The 19,678-nt window shown below is 55.6% G+C and carries 19 protein-coding genes; 10 read left to right on the top strand and 9 right to left on the bottom strand.

Annotated elements, in window-relative coordinates; translation table 11 throughout:
- Positions 1-244: 244 nt before the first annotated feature.
- From J3U88_RS10260 to metX, 8 genes are all read right to left on the bottom strand, one after another.
- Complete coding sequence (locus J3U88_RS10260) at positions 245-865, bottom strand: hypothetical protein (RefSeq protein ID WP_207858658.1); 621 nt, start codon at positions 863-865, stop codon at positions 245-247.
- Positions 866-1,141: 276 nt separating this feature from the next.
- Entirely contained in the window at positions 1,142-2,074 is a 933-nt protein-coding gene (locus J3U88_RS10255; protein WP_207858656.1) for an FHA domain-containing protein, read from the bottom strand.
- Between the two features lie 417 nt (positions 2,075-2,491).
- Positions 2,492-2,941 (bottom strand): hypothetical protein, encoded by a 450-nt coding sequence (locus J3U88_RS10250; protein ID WP_207858649.1) that lies wholly within the window; start codon positions 2,939-2,941, stop codon positions 2,492-2,494.
- 26 nt (positions 2,942-2,967) lie between these two features.
- Entirely contained in the window at positions 2,968-3,978 is a 1,011-nt protein-coding gene (gene floA / locus J3U88_RS10245) for a flotillin-like protein FloA (protein ID WP_207858647.1), read from the bottom strand.
- A gap of 157 nt (positions 3,979-4,135) precedes the next feature.
- On the bottom strand, positions 4,136-4,597 hold the full coding sequence (locus J3U88_RS10240; RefSeq protein WP_207858639.1) for an NfeD family protein: 462 nt from the start codon (positions 4,595-4,597) through the stop codon (positions 4,136-4,138).
- Between the two features lie 322 nt (positions 4,598-4,919).
- Complete coding sequence (locus tag J3U88_RS10235) at positions 4,920-6,434, bottom strand: NfeD family protein (protein WP_207858637.1); 1,515 nt, start codon at positions 6,432-6,434, stop codon at positions 4,920-4,922.
- Between the two features lie 396 nt (positions 6,435-6,830).
- Positions 6,831-7,244 carry a hypothetical protein gene (locus J3U88_RS10230; RefSeq protein WP_207858635.1) on the bottom strand — a complete coding sequence of 138 codons (414 nt, stop codon included), beginning with the start codon at positions 7,242-7,244 and terminating at the stop codon, positions 6,831-6,833.
- A 77-nt stretch (positions 7,245-7,321) separates the two neighbouring features.
- The gene (gene metX, locus J3U88_RS10225; RefSeq protein ID WP_207858634.1) at positions 7,322-8,407 is read right to left on the bottom strand and encodes a homoserine O-acetyltransferase MetX; all 1,086 of its coding nucleotides are present in this window, start codon (positions 8,405-8,407) and stop codon (positions 7,322-7,324) included.
- A 282-nt stretch (positions 8,408-8,689) separates the two neighbouring features.
- Here metX and J3U88_RS10220 point away from each other — a divergent pair, with 282 nt between their 5' ends.
- Together J3U88_RS10220 and J3U88_RS10215 are read left to right on the top strand one after the other, a co-directional pair.
- Positions 8,690-9,937, top strand: coding sequence for a CCA tRNA nucleotidyltransferase (locus tag J3U88_RS10220; protein WP_207858633.1), 1,248 nt, complete (start codon positions 8,690-8,692; stop codon positions 9,935-9,937).
- A gap of 33 nt (positions 9,938-9,970) precedes the next feature.
- The gene (locus J3U88_RS10215) at positions 9,971-11,380 is read left to right on the top strand and encodes a glutamate-cysteine ligase family protein (RefSeq protein WP_207858631.1); all 1,410 of its coding nucleotides are present in this window, start codon (positions 9,971-9,973) and stop codon (positions 11,378-11,380) included.
- Between the two features lie 71 nt (positions 11,381-11,451).
- Here the strand turns inward: J3U88_RS10215 and J3U88_RS10210 are convergent, their stop codons facing one another.
- Complete coding sequence (locus J3U88_RS10210; protein WP_207858629.1) at positions 11,452-12,438, bottom strand: transglutaminase domain-containing protein; 987 nt, start codon at positions 12,436-12,438, stop codon at positions 11,452-11,454.
- A gap of 395 nt (positions 12,439-12,833) precedes the next feature.
- Here J3U88_RS10210 and rpsT point away from each other — a divergent pair, with 395 nt between their 5' ends.
- From rpsT to J3U88_RS10170, 8 genes are all read left to right on the top strand, one after another.
- Entirely contained in the window at positions 12,834-13,085 is a 252-nt protein-coding gene (gene rpsT / locus J3U88_RS10205) for a 30S ribosomal protein S20 (RefSeq protein ID WP_207858627.1), read from the top strand.
- Between the two features lie 93 nt (positions 13,086-13,178).
- Complete coding sequence (locus tag J3U88_RS10200; RefSeq protein WP_207858625.1) at positions 13,179-13,928, top strand: PASTA domain-containing protein; 750 nt, start codon at positions 13,179-13,181, stop codon at positions 13,926-13,928.
- 46 nt (positions 13,929-13,974) lie between these two features.
- A complete protein-coding gene (gene rpe, locus J3U88_RS10195; RefSeq protein WP_207858624.1) occupies positions 13,975-14,643 on the top strand; it encodes a ribulose-phosphate 3-epimerase in 669 nt (222 codons plus the stop codon).
- Complete coding sequence (locus J3U88_RS10190) at positions 14,636-15,502, top strand: outer membrane protein assembly factor BamD (RefSeq protein WP_207858622.1); 867 nt, start codon at positions 14,636-14,638, stop codon at positions 15,500-15,502. The genes rpe and J3U88_RS10190 overlap by 8 nt, the downstream gene beginning before the upstream one ends.
- Positions 15,503-15,782: 280 nt before the next feature.
- Complete coding sequence (locus J3U88_RS10185; protein WP_207858618.1) at positions 15,783-16,955, top strand: acyl-CoA dehydrogenase family protein; 1,173 nt, start codon at positions 15,783-15,785, stop codon at positions 16,953-16,955.
- A 78-nt stretch (positions 16,956-17,033) separates the two neighbouring features.
- Positions 17,034-17,786, top strand: a complete 753-nt coding sequence (locus tag J3U88_RS10180) for a lipopolysaccharide kinase InaA family protein (RefSeq protein ID WP_207858610.1) — start codon at positions 17,034-17,036, stop codon at positions 17,784-17,786.
- Between the two features lie 124 nt (positions 17,787-17,910).
- Positions 17,911-18,750, top strand: a complete 840-nt coding sequence (locus J3U88_RS10175; RefSeq protein WP_207858608.1) for a CheR family methyltransferase — start codon at positions 17,911-17,913, stop codon at positions 18,748-18,750.
- Positions 18,751-18,787: 37 nt separating this feature from the next.
- Entirely contained in the window at positions 18,788-19,648 is an 861-nt protein-coding gene (locus tag J3U88_RS10170; protein ID WP_207858607.1) for an HDOD domain-containing protein, read from the top strand.
- Positions 19,649-19,678 lie beyond the last annotated feature (30 nt).

The raw sequence follows: 19,678 nt of genomic DNA, 5'->3' as shown, positions 1-19,678 counted from the left end.
TATAACCAATTTAATAGCGCTTGAAAACGGCGAGTCGCCGGAGGACACACCTCACTCAATCAAAAAGGATACCGCCAAATGAAAAGACACCCTCCCTCAAACACTGACACCAACGATCTACCTTAATGAAAAAAATGGAGCCAGTCGGTACAAACCAAAAAAAATGGCGAATCTAACATCTTGCCCCGGGTGCTAAAAGGCCCCTGACTGAGACCAAAAGGGTTACTTCGCCTCACGGTGGGTGTCAAAAATCTTGGTAGGAGGTTTCGAATTCGAGCGTGGCCGGATCGATGCCGCTTTTGCGAACTTGCCAGTAGCCCTCGATATTGGTTTTCTTGAAGACCACGTCGACTTCCACGTTTTTGAGCTGATTACGGGGAACAGGATTGCCGGTACCGCCGATGGTCACCTCGTAAACCGTGCCCCAGGGTTCACCTGGAATTAAAACGCGGGTGCCGTCTTCAAATTTAGAGAAGGCGATGTTTTTGTCGTAGTTGAAGTTGATCGAGACACGCATCTTGGCCTCATTCCCCGATGCATCGAGCTCATAGGAAAGCACCTGGTAGCGGTGATGCGCCAAACCCAAGAAACGGCACAAAACCACCCCTTGTTCATCGAATTCGATCAGCTGATCCGGGTCACTTGTCTGGCGGATGTATTTGAGCAGCACCTCTTTGACGTGCTCTTTGTAGTTGGTAACCCCAGGGAAATAAACAGAAATTTCCAGACCTTCCTCATGGAGTTCGTCGACAGAATGTATGAAGTTGTTGTAACTCCGCATCAACTCGAACTTCAGTGATTCATCTTTGCGGCAAGCGGCTGTCACCAACAACACACAGACACACAATCCAAAAGCTCGCACCACGAACGCCCCCTTAGTTAGTCGAAACTGTCGGTTCAACCACGCCTATTGTAACCAAGTCGGTGGGTCGACCCAAGACCCAGTCGTCAACCTTTTGCCGGAATGCAAAAACGGTCCTGTTTGCCATTATTAGCGGCAAACAGAACCGTTAGGTTGCATTCTAAATCACGTCAGGCGCGTGGAAGAATCCACCAAAAAGCGCCGAATGGGAAAACCGCAGAAGCGCGGCAAGTCGCGTCGTTTTCTACTAAGCCCCTGCTCTCAAATAGCTTAAATAAATCAAAAGGGGAACAAACCGAGATGCCATAGCAAATAACCGGCACCGGTCAGACTCACCGCCGCGGCAAACATGAGCCAGGAATTGCGATTGGGAACACGGGCGGCGTGGGTATCTCCGCCCACCGCGTCGTCCATGCTCAATGAGATCGGACGGAACAAGGTTTTGGCGGCCACATCGTCGGCGCTTGCATTCTGTCGGGCGGCAATCACGGGGTTCTCAATGCGTTCAGTCGGCGCCTCGTGAAGGGTTTCAGCAGCGGCCTCGTCCTGCCAGCGGTGCGTGGCAGCGGTACTAATTACCTGGGTCGCTTCCTCACGCTCAAAGCGCAGGCTCACCCGCCCAACCTGAACCACATCACCATCGTAAATCCGGCTTCGTTTGACGGCCTGTCCGTTGACCTTGGTTCCATTGGAACTGTCGTGATCAAGTAAGGTATAGCCGTCTGCGTCTCGTACCATCTCGGCATGCACGGTGGAAACGGTTTCGTCGGAAATACTAATTTCACACTGGTTACCGCGACCAATTCGCACAAAGCCGCTTAGGGCAAACCGGCGAACCGGGGTTTCGTTTTCCAACAAATGAAGACAAGCACCGTCTTCGCGCATCGAATCGCCAAGCACAATTCGCATCGTCTCCGTGTCGGAAACGGTGCTGTCGAGAAAAAATACCGCGGTGAGGCTTCCGCCCAATTGCAAGCAATCACCATGGGAAAGTGCGACCTCGTTAACCGGTTTGCGATTCACGAACGTGTGGTTGACAAAATCGCGCAAAACGTAGCGATCTTCAACCAGGCGAATTTCGCAATGCTCCTTGGCAACCGGACTCCGCGGCAAGGGGAGATCGTTTTCAAGACCGCGACCAATGCGAAAAACTTCTTTGTCAAAAGAGAATTCTTCCCATTCGTTGTCAAACATAATGCGTAACTTGGGCATAACTGGAGACTCCACAAAGGGTAAGACATCTCGTTCGGTGGTTCGGCACAAGGGAACCTTACAACCAGAGACATCATTTAAGGCCATGCAAATTTTCGGCCGGTTTCAATCTTCTTCCTCAGGGCGTGGCGAGGACAACCATGTTTGGTAAAGAGCCAAGGTCCACGCCGGGTGGAAACACCTTGGTGATGCATTGAAAGAAACATACAGGGCGGCGTAAACAAACCGCCCCGAATTGATGCCTCAGTTTATCCGCGAACCCTTCTCAAAAAAAGGAAGCAGATCACAGAAACTGACCGACCCAGCCGACACGGCCGCGGGGATACGGATCGAAAATAACCAGCGACCAAAAGAAAAAGGACCTCTATGCCGTGAGCACGAGATCCTTCTTCTCTCAAACCTTTCAGTTAAGCAGCTTTAACGCCGCAACCCCTTCGGCTTGCCCAGAATTTCTTGCGCCAGCACCAATTGCACCAAGGCATTCTGACCTGGCAGTTGGAACGCCTGCTGTTGCGCTTGGGCATGACCTGGCTCATTGATATAGGCATCGACATGGCGATCAACATCGTTGAATAGGTAAGCGGTGGCAACGCTGTGCTGGTCGAAGGTTTCGTCTGATCGAGCCATGATGGGAGCCGGAACCGGCGGCGCGGGTCGCGACGGCTGCCGTGTTTCGGGCAATTCGTCATCAACCAAGTCCTCAATCCAAGCGTCCAGATCACGGTTTTTGCTTTTCGGTCGCGTACCGCCCTGCCCCTTCTTTGGAACGGGCGGCGGCTTTTGCTGTTGTCGGCGACGGCGTTCCTCGGCGTCTTTCTCGAAAATCGCCTGAAAGATATCGAGGATTAAACGAACGATGACATTCACGGGTTAACCCCCTTTAAGCCACCAGATTATTGAAGATCGGTTTTCTTTGGCGTTCCGGTTGAATCGGCAATGCTCTGGCGCATCATGGTATCGGACTCGACGTTTTTGTATTTGACGTAATCCATAATACCCATGTTGCCCTTGCGGAAGGCCTCGGCCATGGCCAGCGGGACTTCAGCTTCGGCCAATATGACCTTGGCGCGGTTCTCCTGGACCTTGGCTTTTTGCTCCTGCTCCATCGCGACGGCCATCGCGCGACGTTCCTCCGCGCGCGCCTGGGCAACGCGTTTGTCGGCCTCGGCTTGGTCGGCCTGTAACTTGGCGCCGATGTTGGTGCCGACGTCCACGTCGGCAATATCAATCGAGAGAATCTCAAAGGCGGTGCCGGCGTCGAGCTGTTTGTTCAAAACGAATTTGGAGATAATGTCGGGATTCTCGAGCACATCCTTGTGAGAATCGGCAGAACCGATGGCGGAAACAATGCCTTCACCAACCCGTGCTACGACGGTTTCTTCCGTGGCACCACCAATCAGACGCGGCAAGTAGGTGCGCACCGTGACCCGCGCCCGCGCGCGAAGCTGAATCCCGTCCTTCGCAACGGCGTCGATGGAGACTTTATCGCCACCCCGCATGGGGACGTCAATAACCTTGGGGTATACCGAGGTATTGATGGCGTCCAAAATATCGCGGCCCGCAAGATCAATCGCGGTCGCTTGGTTAAACCCCAGTTGGATGTTGGCTTTACTGGCGGCAACCAAGGATTGCACGACCCGGGTCACATGACCCTGGGCGAGAAAGTGGGTTTCCAGGTCCTCAACGGTAATGCTCAGACCGGCTTTTTTGGCAAAGATGTAGTTGTTGACGATCAGCGCGGGCCGAATCTGCCGCCAGGGCATCATCACGATGCGAACCAATGAGATGGAAGCACCGGACACAACCGATTGAAACCAAAGTTTAAGGGCGCTGGCGGCCATAAAAAAGATCACGAGACCGGCAATTCCAAGGAAGCCAAGGAACCCGGTAATAATTAAATCCATGACGTTACTCCGTAACATGCCTTGGTGTTTCGCAAGGGAATTATGTGTGAGCAAGAATGGGGCTCATTCTAGCATAAATCCGAGTTGTCCAGAGGGTTACCCCTTCCGTTAAACACGGGTTGGGGCGTGCTGGGTTTAAAAAAGGGTCAGGTTCGCGTTAGCGACGTTTCGCCACCACCAAACTGGGCCCGCGTTCCTCCACCACAACCACCTCGGTGCCCGCCTCGATAAAAGAACTCTCGGCGATGCAGTCCAGATCCACCGATTTGCCGTCAAGCTCCATACGCACTTTGCCGGCGGGGCGAAGGTCGGAAAAGGCCACGCCGGAAGAGCCGATAAGGTCGGAGTGGGAATCAACCCCGACAAAACCTTCCTCAGCGTTCATTTCACCTTTCAGGGCGTACCGCTTCAACAAGCGCAACACGATCACGGGGATCACGGAGGCACACACAACAAAATGCACCCCGGCGGAAACCGGGCCGTGCGCCATGAAATTCAGATATACACTGTAACCAATCATGCCGATACCCAGCGCCACAAAAATGCTGCCGGGAAGCGCAATCACATCAAGCACAATAAAACCAAAGCCTGCTAGCGTTAGTAAAACGATCCACACCATGTTCTACGCCTCCGCGTGATTTGAATTCGCCGCCCTTGCATCTTGCCATGATTTTGCCGGAAAAGGCGCGGTGGCACCTCGTTTTTGAGAATGAGGCTTACATGGGGGCCACCAACACCCGGCCCCCTTCAGTATCACGAATCACGTCCCTTAATCCATCCTCAACAAAGCCCGGATCACAGCTGCTTCCCAACAAGCCGCCGGTGGCGAACGATGGGGCCGCTCAGAGCCGGCTGACGCACCAAAGTCATCATCACCGCTCGCGGCCCGATGGCAAACCACGCCCAAAAAGTCCAAACGCGCCTCCTTGTTGCCTACCCCTCTAAACGGGACGGACCACGACCCGGTTTCCATCGAGTTTATCGACCACCACCCGTTGGCCGTCGTCGATAAAACCAACCTCGCTCACCACGTCGATCAGCTTACCTTGGTCCAAGCGCATTTTCCCGCCGGGACGCAAACCACCTTCAATGACGCCTTCCCGACCCAAAATCGCGGCAGCCTCTTCGACCACGGCGGCAACCACCCCTTCATTGCTGGTGAGTTCATGGGCCAAAACCAAGGGACTTTTAACGGGTGATTTCAAGATCAGTGTCACCAGTCCCCCGAATAGGAGAAAAGACAGGAGAAAACTGGACGCGGTCAACCAAAGCAAGGAGCGCAACCACTCCCACTGCATCTCAAAACGCGGGATCGGCAAGGGGCCGCCAAAGTCGGGAAGCGAGGCAAACACAAGCGAAGCAAACATCAGCACCATACCGGTGATGCCGGCCACGCCGAATCCCGGCAAGACAAAAATCTCGGCCAGACAGCACAAAATACCGGCGACAAACACGGCCAACTCAAGGGGCGAGGCGGTACCCAGCAAAAAACGTGAACCAAACACAATGGTAAAACAAACCACCGCGGTCAGGCCGGGCGCCCCAAAACCCGGCATTTTGATTTCCATGTAGATGCCGTTGAGCCCCACCATGGTAAGGATCAAGAAGACCCAAGAATTGGCGCCCAGAAACCGCAAAATGTTTTGGGAGAAGGTCATCTGCTGTTCTTCCAAATCGGCCGCCCGCAAGCCTTCGCTTTTCAAAAAAGCCTCAAAGCTGCTTGCCTCGGTGGCAATGCCCAACGCCTGGGCTTCCTTGGCGAAGAGGGTCAAAAGCTCGCCTTTTTTGACCACAATTTTGATAATCGGCGGGCGGTCTTTCTCGGCGAGGAATTCGTAATCTTCGCGCGTCATAAAACGCAGGTCCTCGGGTTTACCGACCTGCAACACCTCGACATCGATCTCGAAGAAACCACGGGCCAAGGCAAAGGAGCGGTTTTTTATGTCGCACGCCTTGCGCCAGTCGGCGCGAAACACGGTGACCGCCTTTTCCGGCGCCTCTTTGATGCCCTCGGTGGTCTGCATGATCATCTGAGCGTCACCCAGGGTGGTGTTGCTTTCCATCACAATGGTGTCACAGGCGTAGGCGATGAAGGTCCCGGCCGAAATGGCTTTGGTGGTGACATAAGCGGTCGTGGGAATTTTGAGCCGCAACAGCCGCTCGGTAATGGTACGGGCGTGCATCACCACGCCACCGTAGGTGTCAATCTTCAGGATGATGCGGGTGAACCCCTCGGCCTCGGCCTTGTCGAGCTGGGCGATAATGAAATCGGCCTGCACCTCGTCGACCATGTAACGGCCCTCGTCACTCAGGTGCAACACCATGATCTTTTCTCGTTTGGCAGGGGTTTCGGTCGCTGTGTCAAAGGTTTCGCTTTCAGGATCTTGCCCAAAAGCGCCAAAAAACAGGCCCGCAACCAGGGCGCTCACAATCCAATAAACCGGCTGTTTCGCCACGTTGTCACCTCATGTGTTTGATCCTAAGTTACACCGACCCAGAGCTACGAGCAAGCATCCAGCAAGAAGGAAGGCACGACCGGCGCCGGTGAACAGAGACCTTGCTGGTTAAGACGATTTTTCCGGCGTGGACGGGACAAGATTTTTTTGGGCGTGGATGTGTTCCATTGAGGACCCGACGACGCTTGCTAAGGATTTGGGGAAACGAGGATGCGCATGAACCGCTTCCCCTTTTTCATGGATACCCACCGCGGATAGAGCCGCGGCTCCAATCACCGTTAATGGAAAGGGAGACTGATTGGATCTTCTTTAATTCCAGGCGGAAAAGGCGAAAACACCTTGGGTAGGTCCCAACCCCAGCCGGTTTGTGCATAACGGGGAGGGGCAAATCGCGGGTTAGTTCGGTTGGGATTCCTCAATGTGCCAATGGTAACCGGCCGACATCATCATAATTTCCATTTCGCGCAGCAAGACGTCGTCCGCGTCGCGATCAAAAGACAGCACCATAAAGCTGTCGTCCCACAGTTCTAGGTCGCAGCGGTTTTCATCGATGAGGCGCATGCTGCCGATCAAAGCAGGCTGACGCCGCAGTCGTTGCCATACCGACAAACCCGGCGTCTTGCCCATGCGCACGCCGCGGTCGGCCATGTCGTGATAGAAGGTAAATTGCGTGGTTTCGCCCAGCGCGATTTCAATCCCTTGGATCTGGAACACAACCTCGGTGACCCCCGGCGCATTGCGTGCCTCGGGCCGTTCCACCACGATCCGCCGTTGCGCGGCATCAATAAACCGCATGAACTTTTTACCCATGGTTACCTCGTTACGCCGACCGGGACGACCCCGGCTGCAATGGGTGATGCGCGTGGCCAGGCCGCGCGCAAGCCTGCTTACGACTCCAAAAAGTCTCGCACCACCGGTCGGAACCAGTCAACCTCCACCAGGAAGGCGTCGTGACCGGCCTTTGATTCCAGCAACTTAAAGGAAACATCGCGACCCACTTTTTGCAGGATACGCACCACGGCTTCCTGCTCATCGGGCGGAAACAACATGTCGGTGGAAACACCAATCATCAAACTTTTGGCTTTAATTCGCAGCACCCCTTCCTCGTAGGAAGAGAATTCGTAGCCCAAGGAATAAAGATCCATGGCTTTGGTTAGGAACAGGAAACTATTGGGATCAAAATCGCTGGAAAGCTTGCGGCCCATGTGATTGAGGTAAGATTCCACCTGAAAGTCGGGGCCGAAATTATAGCCGTTGGCGGTACGCGAACGCCCAAAACGCTCGTTAAATTCCTCGCGGGAACGGTAGGTAATGTTGCCAATCTCACGCGCGACGGCCAAGGATTCGCTGGGTTTGTTGGGTTCGTCGTAGTAGCGGCCGCCCGCAAAAAAGGGATCGGCCAGAATGACGCGGCGCTGCAGGTAACGGAAGGCGATGGATTGGGGGCCGGGACGACCCGAGGCGGAAATCGAAATCAGGCGTTGCACACGGTGGGCGTGGCGCGCGGCCAGCTCCATCGCCAACATACCGCCCATGGAGGTGCCGACGGAGGCATACACCTGTTGGATACCGAGCATATCCAGCACCAGCACCGCGGCGTCAACCAAATCTTGAATCAGCAACGGCGGGAAGTCGGGGCCGTAATGCGTTTGGGTTTCGGGCGAAATCGAAGAAGGCCCGGTCGATCCGAAGCAGCCGCCGAGGTGGTTGATGCAAAGCACAAAAAAACGGTCGGTATCGATGGCCTGACCTGGACCAATCATGGCTTCCCACCAGCCCGGTACATCGTCACGGGCGTGAGATTTGGCGTGAGAGGAAGCGGAAAGTCCGGTAAACAAAATAACGGCGTTGCCGCGGTCCGCGTCGAGTCGGCCCCAGGTTTCGTAGGCCAGTTGAAAACTTGGTAACACCCCGCCTAAGGTCAAGGAAAACGGTTGCTCTCGCTTGAATAAGGAATAGGGATGTTGCGCCATGAAACCAGCCTTGCCACCGGAATTTGAAAACCGCCTCACGTTACCACAGCCGAGCGGGGAATCCCATGCCAAATGGGGGATTGAAGCGGTTCCAGTGGAAAATGAACCCAAACCAGGATGAAAATTTGGGCAATAACCCTTTTTCATCAGTGTTTTACAACCTCGAATCCATGGGAACCGATCCGCGCCGACCGGCGCCGGTAAAAAGGCTTATAATCAAAGGCTGCCCGCGCCACACCGCGACAAAAACGACCGGGGCGACGGAGAAGAGGATTTCTGGTTATGGACTCATTCACGGAAGACCACCGCGAGGCATTGGCCTTATGTCGCGCGTTAAGCGAGGCCGGTTACCCCGCGATGCTGGCCGGCGGTTGTGTTCGGGATTTGTTGCTGGGGCGAACCCCCAAGGATTTCGATATCGCCTGCGCGGCGCCCCCCGAAACCACCATGGTGCTGTGTAAGGCGCGCGGGTTTCGCGTGGTACCGGTTGGCATTGAACACGGTACGGTGTGCGTGGTCACCCCACGCCAAACCATCGAGGTCACTACCTTACGCGAGGACGTGGTCTGTCACGGCCGCCACGCCGAGGTCGCCTTCACCACCGACTTCGCCAAGGACGCCACCCGCCGTGATTTCACCATCAACGCGCTTTACCAAGACGCGGACGGCACCATCCATGATTTCGTGGCGGGCCGTCCCGACCTAGCCGCAAAACGCCTGCGCTTCGTCGGCGAAGCCCAGGACCGCATCCACGAGGATTACCTGCGTATCTTGCGCTATTTCCGTTTCTTGGCGCGTTTCGGTTGGCAGGCCGAACCCGATCAACTGCAGGCGGTCACGGCCTCGGTCACCGGGTTACGGCAGCTTTCCTTCGAACGCATTCACAAGGAAATGGACGAACTCCTCAAGGCCCCCCGGGCCGCCGCGGTCCTGCGTTTGATGAACCAAAGCAAGGTGCTCGTCACCCTTATGCCCGAATTACACGAAAGCAAGCTGGACAACGCGATTAACCACTTCGAACACTGTCGCCCGCTCTCGGTAGACGCCGCCTGGTTCTTGCTGCTGGCCTTGGGCGGCATGCCTTTGGCCGCCAAAGCGCTGCCGGAACGATTGCAGGAGCTGCGTTTCACCCGTGCCCAAATGAAAACCATCAAAACAGCGTCCCGTATAACCCATCACCACGGCAATCCGGCGGTCGTCGCGGAAGGGGTGTTCCAACTGCTAAAAACGACCGCGATGAAACCCGATGAAATGATTCGCATCGTTCGTGGTGTTCCTCTTCTGTGGCACCCCGACAGCCACGAATGGGTGATCGCCCTGATCAACGGATTTGTCGCCAAGGAAGAACCCAAAATCCCCAAACAACGCTTGCTGGCCTTGCCGGCACCGTCGCGGGGCACGGCCGTTCTCGCCACCAAGATCCACTGGTATTTGGGAAGATTGAATGATAAAAACCAGATCGAGCGGTTTTTCCAGCAGGAACAACCGCCCCAGCCGCCGGCCGCTTGGTCCGACCTGTCCAGCCCATAACCCGATTTTCATTTCCACCACGGGAGCAACACGATGCCAAGACCCGAAGCGACCTTAGACACGGCCCAACTCCAAGCCAAAGTCGAAAACGCTTTTTTTCCGTCGAATCACAGCAACAGCCAAGACCACGTGGGTCTCGAACTCGAACTTTGGCCGTTTCGAACCACCCCGGAGCGAGGCCACGCGCTGGTACCTTTTCAGAACGAGGAAGGCACGGGTTTAATCCAGTTGTTGCAACAACTGGTAGGCACCCTCGAGGGTTTTACCTATGAACCGAAACCCGACGGCACCCATATCTTTAAATTCGCCGACGGCGGCAATTTGACCTTTGAACCAGGACGACAGCTTGAATACAGCGGCCCCCCTTTCGCCACCCTGACGGCGGCCATCCAGAACCTCAACCACGTCATCGAAACCCTGCGCTGCCAGCTAAAAAATTACGACATTTGGTTTTTCCACAGCGGTCTCAATCCCTGGTACACGGTCGACGAGGTCGGTTTGCACCTAACCGCGCCGCGCTACATTAATATGGACCGGTATTTCCACACCATCGGCCACTACGGCCGCAAGATGATGCGGCTCTCAACCTCACTGCAAATCAATCTCGACGCCGGCGACAAAGCCACGGCGCAACGCCGCTGGTTGGCGGCCAACCTGGTGCCCCCGTTTTTTGTGGCCCTGTTCGCCAATTCACCCTTTATTCACCGCAAGGCCGGCGGCGCTTATTCCTACCGCTCTCTGATCTGGCAAAACTTGGACCCCAGCCGTACCGGCATTCAAAAAGGCTTCTTGACCCCGGAATACAAACCTTGCCCGGTCCAGCAATACACCGAGTTCGCCCTTGACGCCAACGTGATGCGCCTCCCCCAACCCAACGGCGAGGCTTCCTTCGACGGCCGTTTTATCAACTTTCGTCAATGGATGAAAGACGGCTACAACGGGCAATTCCCCGACATGGAAGACTGGGTCAACCACTTGAGCACCTTGTTCCCCGAGGTCCGTGCCCGCGGATTTTTTGAATGCCGTTTCCTCGACGCCCAGTCCAAGGTTTGGTGCGCCGTACCCGGAATCCTGCTCACCTTCCTTCTCTACAATACCGAAGCACGCGAAAAAACCATCGACATGCTGCTGCCCTACCGCACCCAACTCCCGGGGCTGCTCCAGCAGGCCGCGGTCCAGGGCCTTGAGGACGAACAAATCGCCGCTTTGTCAAACCAGTTGTTCCAATTGGCACTCAAACATGCGGGCTCCGAGGATCGCTCCTTGGTCGCCTTGGCCGAGAAGTTTTACGAAAACTACACCCACCGCGGTTTAAACCCGGCCGCCGAGTTGCTGCAACTCAACGACGGCAAGGTGTTTACCCCGGAACAGTACCGCAACTTCGAAAAGAAGCAGGTCGACCACGCGGGCGAATTGCTGGAAACCATCTGCGAGTTCTGTTAGCCCAACCCTAACCACAAAACGAAAAAGGCGGCATCCCAAGGGACGCCGCCTTTTTCGTTGGTGTGAACGAACTAACGACCGGCGGTCAAAAACCAACTGTTCTCGGAATCCAACACCATTTTGGGTTCATAAACGGCGGTTTCGTGTTTGCCGAGGAAACTGGTCAAGTCGACGACCTCACCCTCGTAGGCCACCCAGGCATGGTTGCGCACCGCGCGGGGCTGCTCGCCCGACAAAAACAAGGTACCGACAACCATTTTGGTGCCCAGACCATAGTGCTCGGCGACGGCCTGAAACAGAACGGCCAAATCCTCGGCGTCACCACTCCCGCTGGAAAGCGTTTCAAACGGGGTTTGCCAAAAGTCTTCATTGTAGGATTCATCGCTGTAGACAACCTGCTCGCGCACAAAACGGCCGAGCACGGCTACTTTTTGCGCATTGGGCAAGTTGCCGGCGAGTTGACGGCGTAAACGGCGCGGCAACAGTTCACCAAGCCCTTTGGTATTGATGAGGCCGCGACGGTCGGCCCAACGTTCATCCAGGCGACAGTCAAAGCATAAGGCGGCGGGTGGTACGGCTTGTTTCACCCACAAATCGTAATAACCCGTTAAATCGGGTGCGTCCAATCGCCCGTCAAGAACCCCGTCCAATCGGTCGGCCAAGACGAAAAAAACAGCGAGGGAAACAGGATTGTCATGTTCAAAGCGAACCACGGGGTCGCTTCCGACACTCAATAGTTGATAGACACGCAACAGGCCGTCCGCCAACAGGTGGGCGGTCACGGGTGTCGACGGCCCTGTATCTTTATAAAGTGGTACTTCGCCATGAACCAAGGCGTCGGCCAATAAATCGACCGCCGGCGAATCATCGCGAAAAGCCCCGTTCTCGAATGAGGAGAAGTAGGGCGCCAATGAGGGCGACGGGTCGGTCGCCAATTGATCAAAAAGTTCGAGGGCTGCCAAGCGCAGATCTTGATCGGAATAGCGGCTCAGATCGCGTTGCGCGAGAAGGTTGACACCAATCGAAAGCAGAAAAACCGGTAATAGAATTCGAATCATTTGACCTCCATGAAAAATGACCCCGGCCCTGCCGGGAGCAGCACGTGATTGGCAGTCGAAAAGGCACTTTTCTAACATTTTCCCAACAATTGATTAACACTTTGCTAACAAATATAGGTTGCCCGTTTCAAAAATGCAACACAATCAGCTGTTTGAGCCGGCAGGTTCTCACCTACAAAAAAAGCGGAACATCATAATAGAGAAGGAGCGTATGAAAGGGATCGGCGCGCAACTCGGATTTCTTAAACCAAAGGCTTGCGTTCACCGCGAGCACTCCTCTATACTGTGTCGATCTGCGGTTTGATGTCGCCCACAGGGGAGACCCCCATCGGCGGCCGGAAATCCGAGGGTTCCACGGTCATCAAACCCACCCACGACAATAAGGAGACAACTTAATGGCAAGTCACAAGTCAGCGGCCAAAAAATCCAAGCAAGACATCAGCCGCCGCGACCGCAATCGTTCTGGGAGAAGCCGCCTGAGAACGGAACTGAAAAAGATCCGCGCATTGATCGCCGAAGGGTCGAGCGAAGCAAAAGACAAGCTCCCCGCGATTTACTCATTGATCGATGTTTCTGCAAAAAAAGGCTTTATTCACGATAACGCCGCCGCTCGCCTGAAGTCCCGCCTGACCCAAGCAGCCAACTAATCATTGCCTAACCTTTTTTTGGTTAGATCGGTCGGTTGAGCCCGTCTCACCGTCCGCACCAACGCCCAAACGACAAGGACCCAACGAACGTTTATGGCTTTTCGAAAAACACTGACGAAATTGCTGCTGAAAACGTTCCTTGTCGTTTTGGGCTGTTGTTTTTTTGGGGTCGGCGCCGTTGCCGGAACCTGGTTTTATTTGCGCCACATGGTGGCCGGTCGCGTGGTTGAAGTCCCCGACCTCTACGATTTGCCCCGCGACGAGGCGGTACAAATCCTCAAAGATCACCGTTTGGTGGTCGTCGTCGACGAGGATGCCGGTATTCACAGCAGCGCGGTTAAAGCCGGGCGGGTGCTGTTGCAAATCCCCCGCCCCGGGCAACGCGTCAAAGAAGGGCGCGAGATCGAAATGATTCTGTCCGCCGGCGAAGAGGTCAAAGCCATCCCGCAACTGGTCGGCGAAAGCCTGGGTTTCTCACAAACCCTGCTGGAACGCGCCGACAGCAAGGTGGCCTTGATCTCCCGCATTCCGACGAACTCGAATAATCGCGGCCGGATATTGGCCCAACATCCCGAACCCGGCGGCGATCTCGGCATCCGCTCAGGTGTGTCGCTGTTGGTTTCCGACGGGCAACAGGCGGAATGGTATGTGATGCCGGATTTGGCCCACCGCGATTACGCCGAGGTCAAAACCTTTTTGGACAAACACGAGTTCCGCGTGGTCACCAAATACAAATCCTTTGACCGCGGCCTCGGCCAAGTGGTGCTTGAACAACGGCCGCATCCCGGCTACCCGATTAACAAGAACCAGAATATTACCTTGGTGGTCAACAGGGATCACTGAGATGTGATAAGGTGCAGGGATTGTTTGATTGCCTGAGGTCTACCCTATGAAATTTAAACTGGCCCCCTCCCTGCTGGCCGCCGATTTCTGGAATCTGGAAAAAGCGATTTTGCCGGCGGTTGAAGCGGGTGCCGACGTATTACATATTGACGTCATGGACGGACATTTTGTCCCCAATTTGACCATGGGTCCCATCGTCCCCAAAGCACTCGCGGGCAAAACGGATGCAATCCTGGACGTTCATTTAATGGTGACCAACCCCGAGAATTTCATCACCGATTTTGCCAAGGCGGGCGCCCACTGGATTTCGTTCCACGTTGAAGCGGCGACCCACGCCCACCGCGTCAGCCAACAAATTCGTGACGCGGGCTGCAAGCCGGGGATCGCCATCAATCCCGGCACGCCGATTGCTCACCTCGAAGCCATGATCGACCATGTCGACTTCGTGCTGCTCATGAGTGTGAACCCCGGCTTTGGTGGTCAAAAGTTCATTGAGGCAACCTACCAACGCCTCGCCCAACTCAATGCCTTGATCGAAAAAAGCGACAACACCCCGTTCATCCAAGTAGACGGTGGTGTCGGGGTCGCCAACATCGGCCGACTTTACCAAGCGGGCGTCCGCTGCGCCGTCGCCGGCTCCAGCGTTTTCGGCAAAGGCGATCCGGGTCAAGCGGTACGCGAACTGCTGGCCGAAGTGGAGAAACACGATGCTTAACTCGATTTACCGTCGCGGTCCCCTGCTCTTTTTGCTGGGTGCCGCCCTGCTGATTACAGCCTGCGGCGGTCCTAAAAAAGAAACCCTGGCCGACCGACTCCAAAAAGGCGACGTCACCACCCAGGAACTGTTCAACCGCGCCACCACCCTTTTCCAGAAGCGCAAGTTCGTCGACGCCCGCCGCTGGTTGCGCGTTATTGAAACCTACGCACCCGACAGCAAACTTTTACCCGATGTCAAACTGTCCATCGCCGACAGCTACTTTTTCGACAAAATGGCCACCTACATCGAAGCCTCGGTGGAGTACAAGTCTTTCTTGACCCACTTCCCCACCCATCCCAAGTCGGATTACGCGCAGTACCAATACGCCATGTGTTTTTTCACCGAAATTGAAAGCGCCGACCGCGACCAAACCAGTACCTTAACCGCCTACACCGAGTTCAAGAATCTGATCGACCGCTACCCGGTCAGCCCCTACGCCGAAAAAGCCAAGGACAAAATTGACCTGTGTTTGTTGCGCATGGCCGAACACGAGTTCACCGTGGGTTATTACTACTTCCGCCGCGGTCGCGGTTTCGAGAAGTCGGCCGAGTCACGCCTCAAAGGCATCATCAACAACTACGAGGGTCAGTACGATCCCGAAAAAACCTACTTCTACCTGGCCGAAACCCTTTGGCGCCGCGAGAAGTACAAAGAAGCCATTTTCTATTACAATAACCTTGCGAACAATTTCGCCGACAGCGATTACATGCCTTTTGTGCAAGATAAATTGACACGCTGGCAGCGTATTAAGGAAGAAGGCCGTGACCCGGGCGAAATCACCGATGCCGTCCCCACGGATCCTTTGAATACCTTTTAACGGACACGCCCTCCAGGTTGAACCCGTCGGCATTCGCCGCGCCACAACCGGGAGCGTGCCCCGCCGCGCACACCACGACGGAGGACGGAGCGGGAAGCAACCGTTACCCACATCAGGGCGCACCCCATTTTTTGGATAACCTGAATCGCGCCGACGGGTAAACGACGACCTTACATTCATGAGCCGAACCCATCATCCGGCTCACCCGCCCCGACCCAACCGCCGCCGCGGTGTGCACCCTGTCCTGACAGGCCCAACCACACCTTTGGAAGGAGTAACTATGAAAAAAGGGGTTAACACTGCCGATTTCTTCGGCATCGACCACCTGCTGACCGAAGAAGAGCTAATGGTCCGCGACAGCGTGAAAAACTGGGTGAGCAAACGGTTTTTACCCGTCATCAACCAGCACAACCGCGACGCGACCTTTCCCATGAACCTCGTACCCGAATTGGCGGAACTCAACGTCTTCGGCGCCAACATCGACGGCTACGGCTGTCCCGGCCTGAACAACGTGGCCTACGGGCTGATCATGCAAGAACTAGAGCGCGGCGATTCCGGCCTGCGTTCCTTTGTTTCCGTTCAAGGCGCCTTGGTGATGTACCCGATCCTGGCGTACGGCAGCGAAGAACAGAAAAACGAATTTTTGCCCAAACTGGCCACCGCCGAAATGATCGGTTGCTTCGGTTTGACCGAACCCGACCACGGCTCCGACCCCGGCAGCATGAAAACCAACGCCAAACGCGACGGTGACAATTGGATCCTCAACGGCGCCAAGATGTGGATCACCAACGGCAGCATCGCCCAAATCGCGATTGTCTGGGCCCGAGATGAAGAAGGCGTCGTGCGCGGCTTCATCGTCGACACCGACAGCAAAGGCTTTAGTGCCCCCGAAATGAAGGGCAAATACTCGCTGCGCGCCAGCGTCACCTCCGAGCTGGTGTTGGACGACGTGGTGGTTCCCGACAGCCGTCGCCTGCCCAACGTCGAAGGCCTGAAAGGCCCCCTCGGCTGCTTGACCCAAGCGCGTTACGGCATTTCTTGGGGTGCCCTGGGTGCCGCCATGGCCTGTTACGACGCCACCGTCGACTACACCAAAAGCCGCATTCAGTTCGACCGTCCGCTGGCCTCGTTCCAGTTGGTACAAGGAAAACTGGCCGACATGTTGACCGAAATCGTGAAAGGTCAGTTAATGTCGCTGCACCTGGGTCGCATGAAAGACGACGGCACCTACAACTTCGCCCAAGTCTCCATGGCCAAAATGAACAACGTCGCCATCGCGCTCGACATCGCCCGTCAAGCGCGCGACATGCACGGCGCCAACGGCATTACCGACGAATACCCGGTGATTCGCCACATGCTCAACCTCGAAACGGTAAAAACCTACGAGGGCACCCATGACATTCACCGCTTGATCATCGGTCAGGCGATCACCGGCATTCCGGCCTTTGCCTAAGCGCCAGGAAGCCCGTTAACCATCATCAGGAGCACCCGATTCGGCACCCGAAGCGGGTGCTCTTTTCGTTGAGGAACCATGATCGAATTGGCCGAAGCCTGGCAACATCCCGACTGGGACAACCTACCGCGGCGCCCGCTCGACCGCCGCGCGGGTCGTGGGGACGTGATGCTCATCGACCACCCGCGCGGCCCCGTCGTCGCCCGCGATTACCGCCACGGTGGTTTGCGCCGGCTGGTATTGGCACGTCATTTCGCGGCGGGCCAACGCGCCGCCGAGGAATACCGCATCCACCGCCACGCCTTTGAACGGGGCCTGGCCACACCGGAACCCATCGGTTGGGCACGGCAACCCACCGGCCTGCCAGGCCTGTTCACCATGACCTACTACAGCGCTTGGTTGCCCGACAGCATCGGGCTGGCGTCGGCCCTGCGCCAACCCGGCGGCGCCCGGCGCTGGACCCGACCCGTCGCCGCCTTGCTGAAGCAATTATGCGACAGCGACATTTGGCACAGCGATCTCAACCTCAACAACTGGTTAATTGGCGACGGCCGGGTTTGGCTGATCGATTTTGATCGCGGCCGTTTACCCCATCAACTCGACGGCGAGGTTTTTTTGGTCAAAGCCCTCAACCGCATGTCCCGCTCCGCCGGAAAACTGGGTTTGCGCCTTTCGCCCCGTGCGTTACACCGCTTTGTCCTCGAATGTTGCGTTCAATTCGGCTGCGAACCACGCGCCGTTTTGGCCCAGGTCAAGCCGCCGCCCGTCGATCCCGGTTTCTTTCGGGAAATCCGTTGGAAAATCTTCGGTGGCTGGCGGAAAATAGGTTAGAGTATGATATTCATTAGGCACGACCAATCCCCCCTCACAACCTGATCGGTTCTCTTAAGACGACCTTTTCGTCCGAGCCTGGGTTGGTAACCATTCAGATGGGGCGCTTTTCGAGGAAGACCGCATGGAAACCGTCGAAAAATTACGGACGGAAGACTACAAGGCGATACGTGAGTTCGTTTACGAAAAAAGCGGCTTGTTTTTCTCCGACGCCAAACTTTACTTCATCGAAAACCGTGTTTCCAAACGCCTGATTGCGCACAAGATGACGCGCTACGGGGACTACCTTCGCTACATCAAGAACCCCACCAACGAACGCGAGTTACGCCACCTGTTCGACGCCGTCACCACCAACGAAACCTCCTTCTACCGCAACCCGCCGCAGGTCGACGCCTTTGCCGATCACATTCTGCCCAAGGTCGTCGAATCCATTCGTGCCCGGGGCCAGCGCACTTTAAAAATCTGGTCGGCGGCCTGCTCCTCGGGCGAAGAACCCTACACCCTGGCGATGATCCTGCTCGAGAAAAAAGATTTGCTGCGCGGCCTGATGCCGCGCATCTACGGCTGTGACATTAGCGAAGAAGTCTTGGCAAAAGCCCGCCAAGCGACCTATGCACCCTATACCATGCGTAATTTGTCCGACAGCTTCAAAAAGAATTACTTCGAGCCCAACGGCAAAGAGTTCACCGTCTCCCGTGCAGCGCGTACCTTAGTCACCCTTAGCCATTTCAACCTGGTAGACTACAAGAATTACAGCAAATTCCGCGGCATGGACATTATCTTCTGCCGCAACGTGCTGATTTACTTTGACACCAAGGTCAAACGTAAGATCATCAGTGGTTTTCACGATAACCTAAACACCAACAGCTACTTACTCATCGGACATTCCGAAAGTCTTCACAACATAAACCGCGATTTCAAACTGGAGCACTTCTCACGTGCCTTGGCTTACCTGAAATCCTGAGTAATCTATGCGAATCATGTTCAGTTAGGAGAATCCTATGCCCATTACCCCCGAAGATATCGTAAAAAAAACAGGGGACTTGCCGACCCTGCCCCACGTCGCCACCAAGGTGATGACGTTGGTTTCCGATCCCGGTACCTCGGCCAAGGATTTGCAGGACGCCATCATCACCGACCAGGGGATGACCGCCCAGATTCTCAAAATTTCCAATTCGGCAATGTTCGGCCTCAAACGCGAGGTGCGTACCCTGACCCACGCCATCATGATCCTGGGCTTCAACACCATCCGCTCCATCGTTCTTGCCGCCGCAGGTAAAAAAATGTACGCCAACAAAGGCGCCGCGAACACCGGCTTTAAAGAAAAGCTGATTTGGGAGAACTCGATTGGTTCCGCCCTCGTCGCCCGCGGTCTGGCCGAACAGTTTAAAGGCATGGATAAAGAAGAAGCCTTCATCGGCGGATTGATGCACAACCTCGGCAAAACCGTGCTCAACGCGAAACTCCCGCAGAAGTACAGCGAAATCATGGTGGCCGCCTACAACGAAGGGCAACCCATCCACTTGTTAGAACGCCAGCACCTCGGTTTCGACCACGCCGAGCTGGGTTATTGCATCGTCAAACAATGGAACCTCAGCGAAAGCTTGGCCGAATCCATTCGCCATTACCTGGCCCCGGAAAACGCCCCGGCCGAATACCGCGTGCAAACCGCCATCATCAGCTTGGCCACCCATTACTGCCTGGACCTCGGACTCGGCGTGGCCACGGCGGTGCCGCTGGAAGAACAAGAACTCGGCGAAGTACCCAAAATTCTCAAGCTTGATGAGGCGCGTTTGATGCGCTGGAAAGAAATCATCACCGAGAAAATGGAACAGGATAAAGCCATTATCAACAGTTTCTAAATCCTTCGGGCGCCGCCCACGGCGAAACGA

Origin of the sequence: Acanthopleuribacter pedis (genome assembly GCF_017377855.1) — a bacterium.
Classification (GTDB): Bacteria; Acidobacteriota; Holophagae; order Acanthopleuribacterales; family Acanthopleuribacteraceae; genus Acanthopleuribacter; species Acanthopleuribacter pedis.
This window is presented reverse-complemented; position numbering and strand designations above follow the sequence as displayed.

Coding starts and splice junctions, on each gene's coding strand:
- J3U88_RS10185 (WP_207858618.1), top strand. CDS start 15,783: ATGAAAAAAGGGGTTAACACTGCCGATTTCTTCGGCATCGACCACCTG.
- J3U88_RS10255 (WP_207858656.1), bottom strand. CDS start 2,074: ATGCCCAAGTTACGCATTATGTTTGACAACGAATGGGAAGAATTCTCT.
- J3U88_RS10170 (WP_207858607.1), top strand. CDS start 18,788: ATGCCCATTACCCCCGAAGATATCGTAAAAAAAACAGGGGACTTGCCG.
- J3U88_RS10180 (WP_207858610.1), top strand. CDS start 17,034: ATGATCGAATTGGCCGAAGCCTGGCAACATCCCGACTGGGACAACCTA.
- J3U88_RS10220 (WP_207858633.1), top strand. CDS start 8,690: ATGGACTCATTCACGGAAGACCACCGCGAGGCATTGGCCTTATGTCGC.
- J3U88_RS10210 (WP_207858629.1), bottom strand. CDS start 12,438: ATGATTCGAATTCTATTACCGGTTTTTCTGCTTTCGATTGGTGTCAAC.
- rpe (WP_207858624.1), top strand. CDS start 13,975: ATGAAATTTAAACTGGCCCCCTCCCTGCTGGCCGCCGATTTCTGGAAT.
- J3U88_RS10190 (WP_207858622.1), top strand. CDS start 14,636: ATGCTTAACTCGATTTACCGTCGCGGTCCCCTGCTCTTTTTGCTGGGT.
- J3U88_RS10240 (WP_207858639.1), bottom strand. CDS start 4,597: ATGGTGTGGATCGTTTTACTAACGCTAGCAGGCTTTGGTTTTATTGTG.
- floA (WP_207858647.1), bottom strand. CDS start 3,978: ATGGATTTAATTATTACCGGGTTCCTTGGCTTCCTTGGAATTGCCGGT.
- J3U88_RS10200 (WP_207858625.1), top strand. CDS start 13,179: ATGGCTTTTCGAAAAACACTGACGAAATTGCTGCTGAAAACGTTCCTT.
- metX (WP_207858634.1), bottom strand. CDS start 8,407: ATGGCGCAACATCCCTATTCCTTATTCAAGCGAGAGCAACCGTTTTCC.
- J3U88_RS10175 (WP_207858608.1), top strand. CDS start 17,911: ATGGAAACCGTCGAAAAATTACGGACGGAAGACTACAAGGCGATACGT.
- J3U88_RS10230 (WP_207858635.1), bottom strand. CDS start 7,244: ATGGGTAAAAAGTTCATGCGGTTTATTGATGCCGCGCAACGGCGGATC.
- J3U88_RS10215 (WP_207858631.1), top strand. CDS start 9,971: ATGCCAAGACCCGAAGCGACCTTAGACACGGCCCAACTCCAAGCCAAA.
- rpsT (WP_207858627.1), top strand. CDS start 12,834: ATGGCAAGTCACAAGTCAGCGGCCAAAAAATCCAAGCAAGACATCAGC.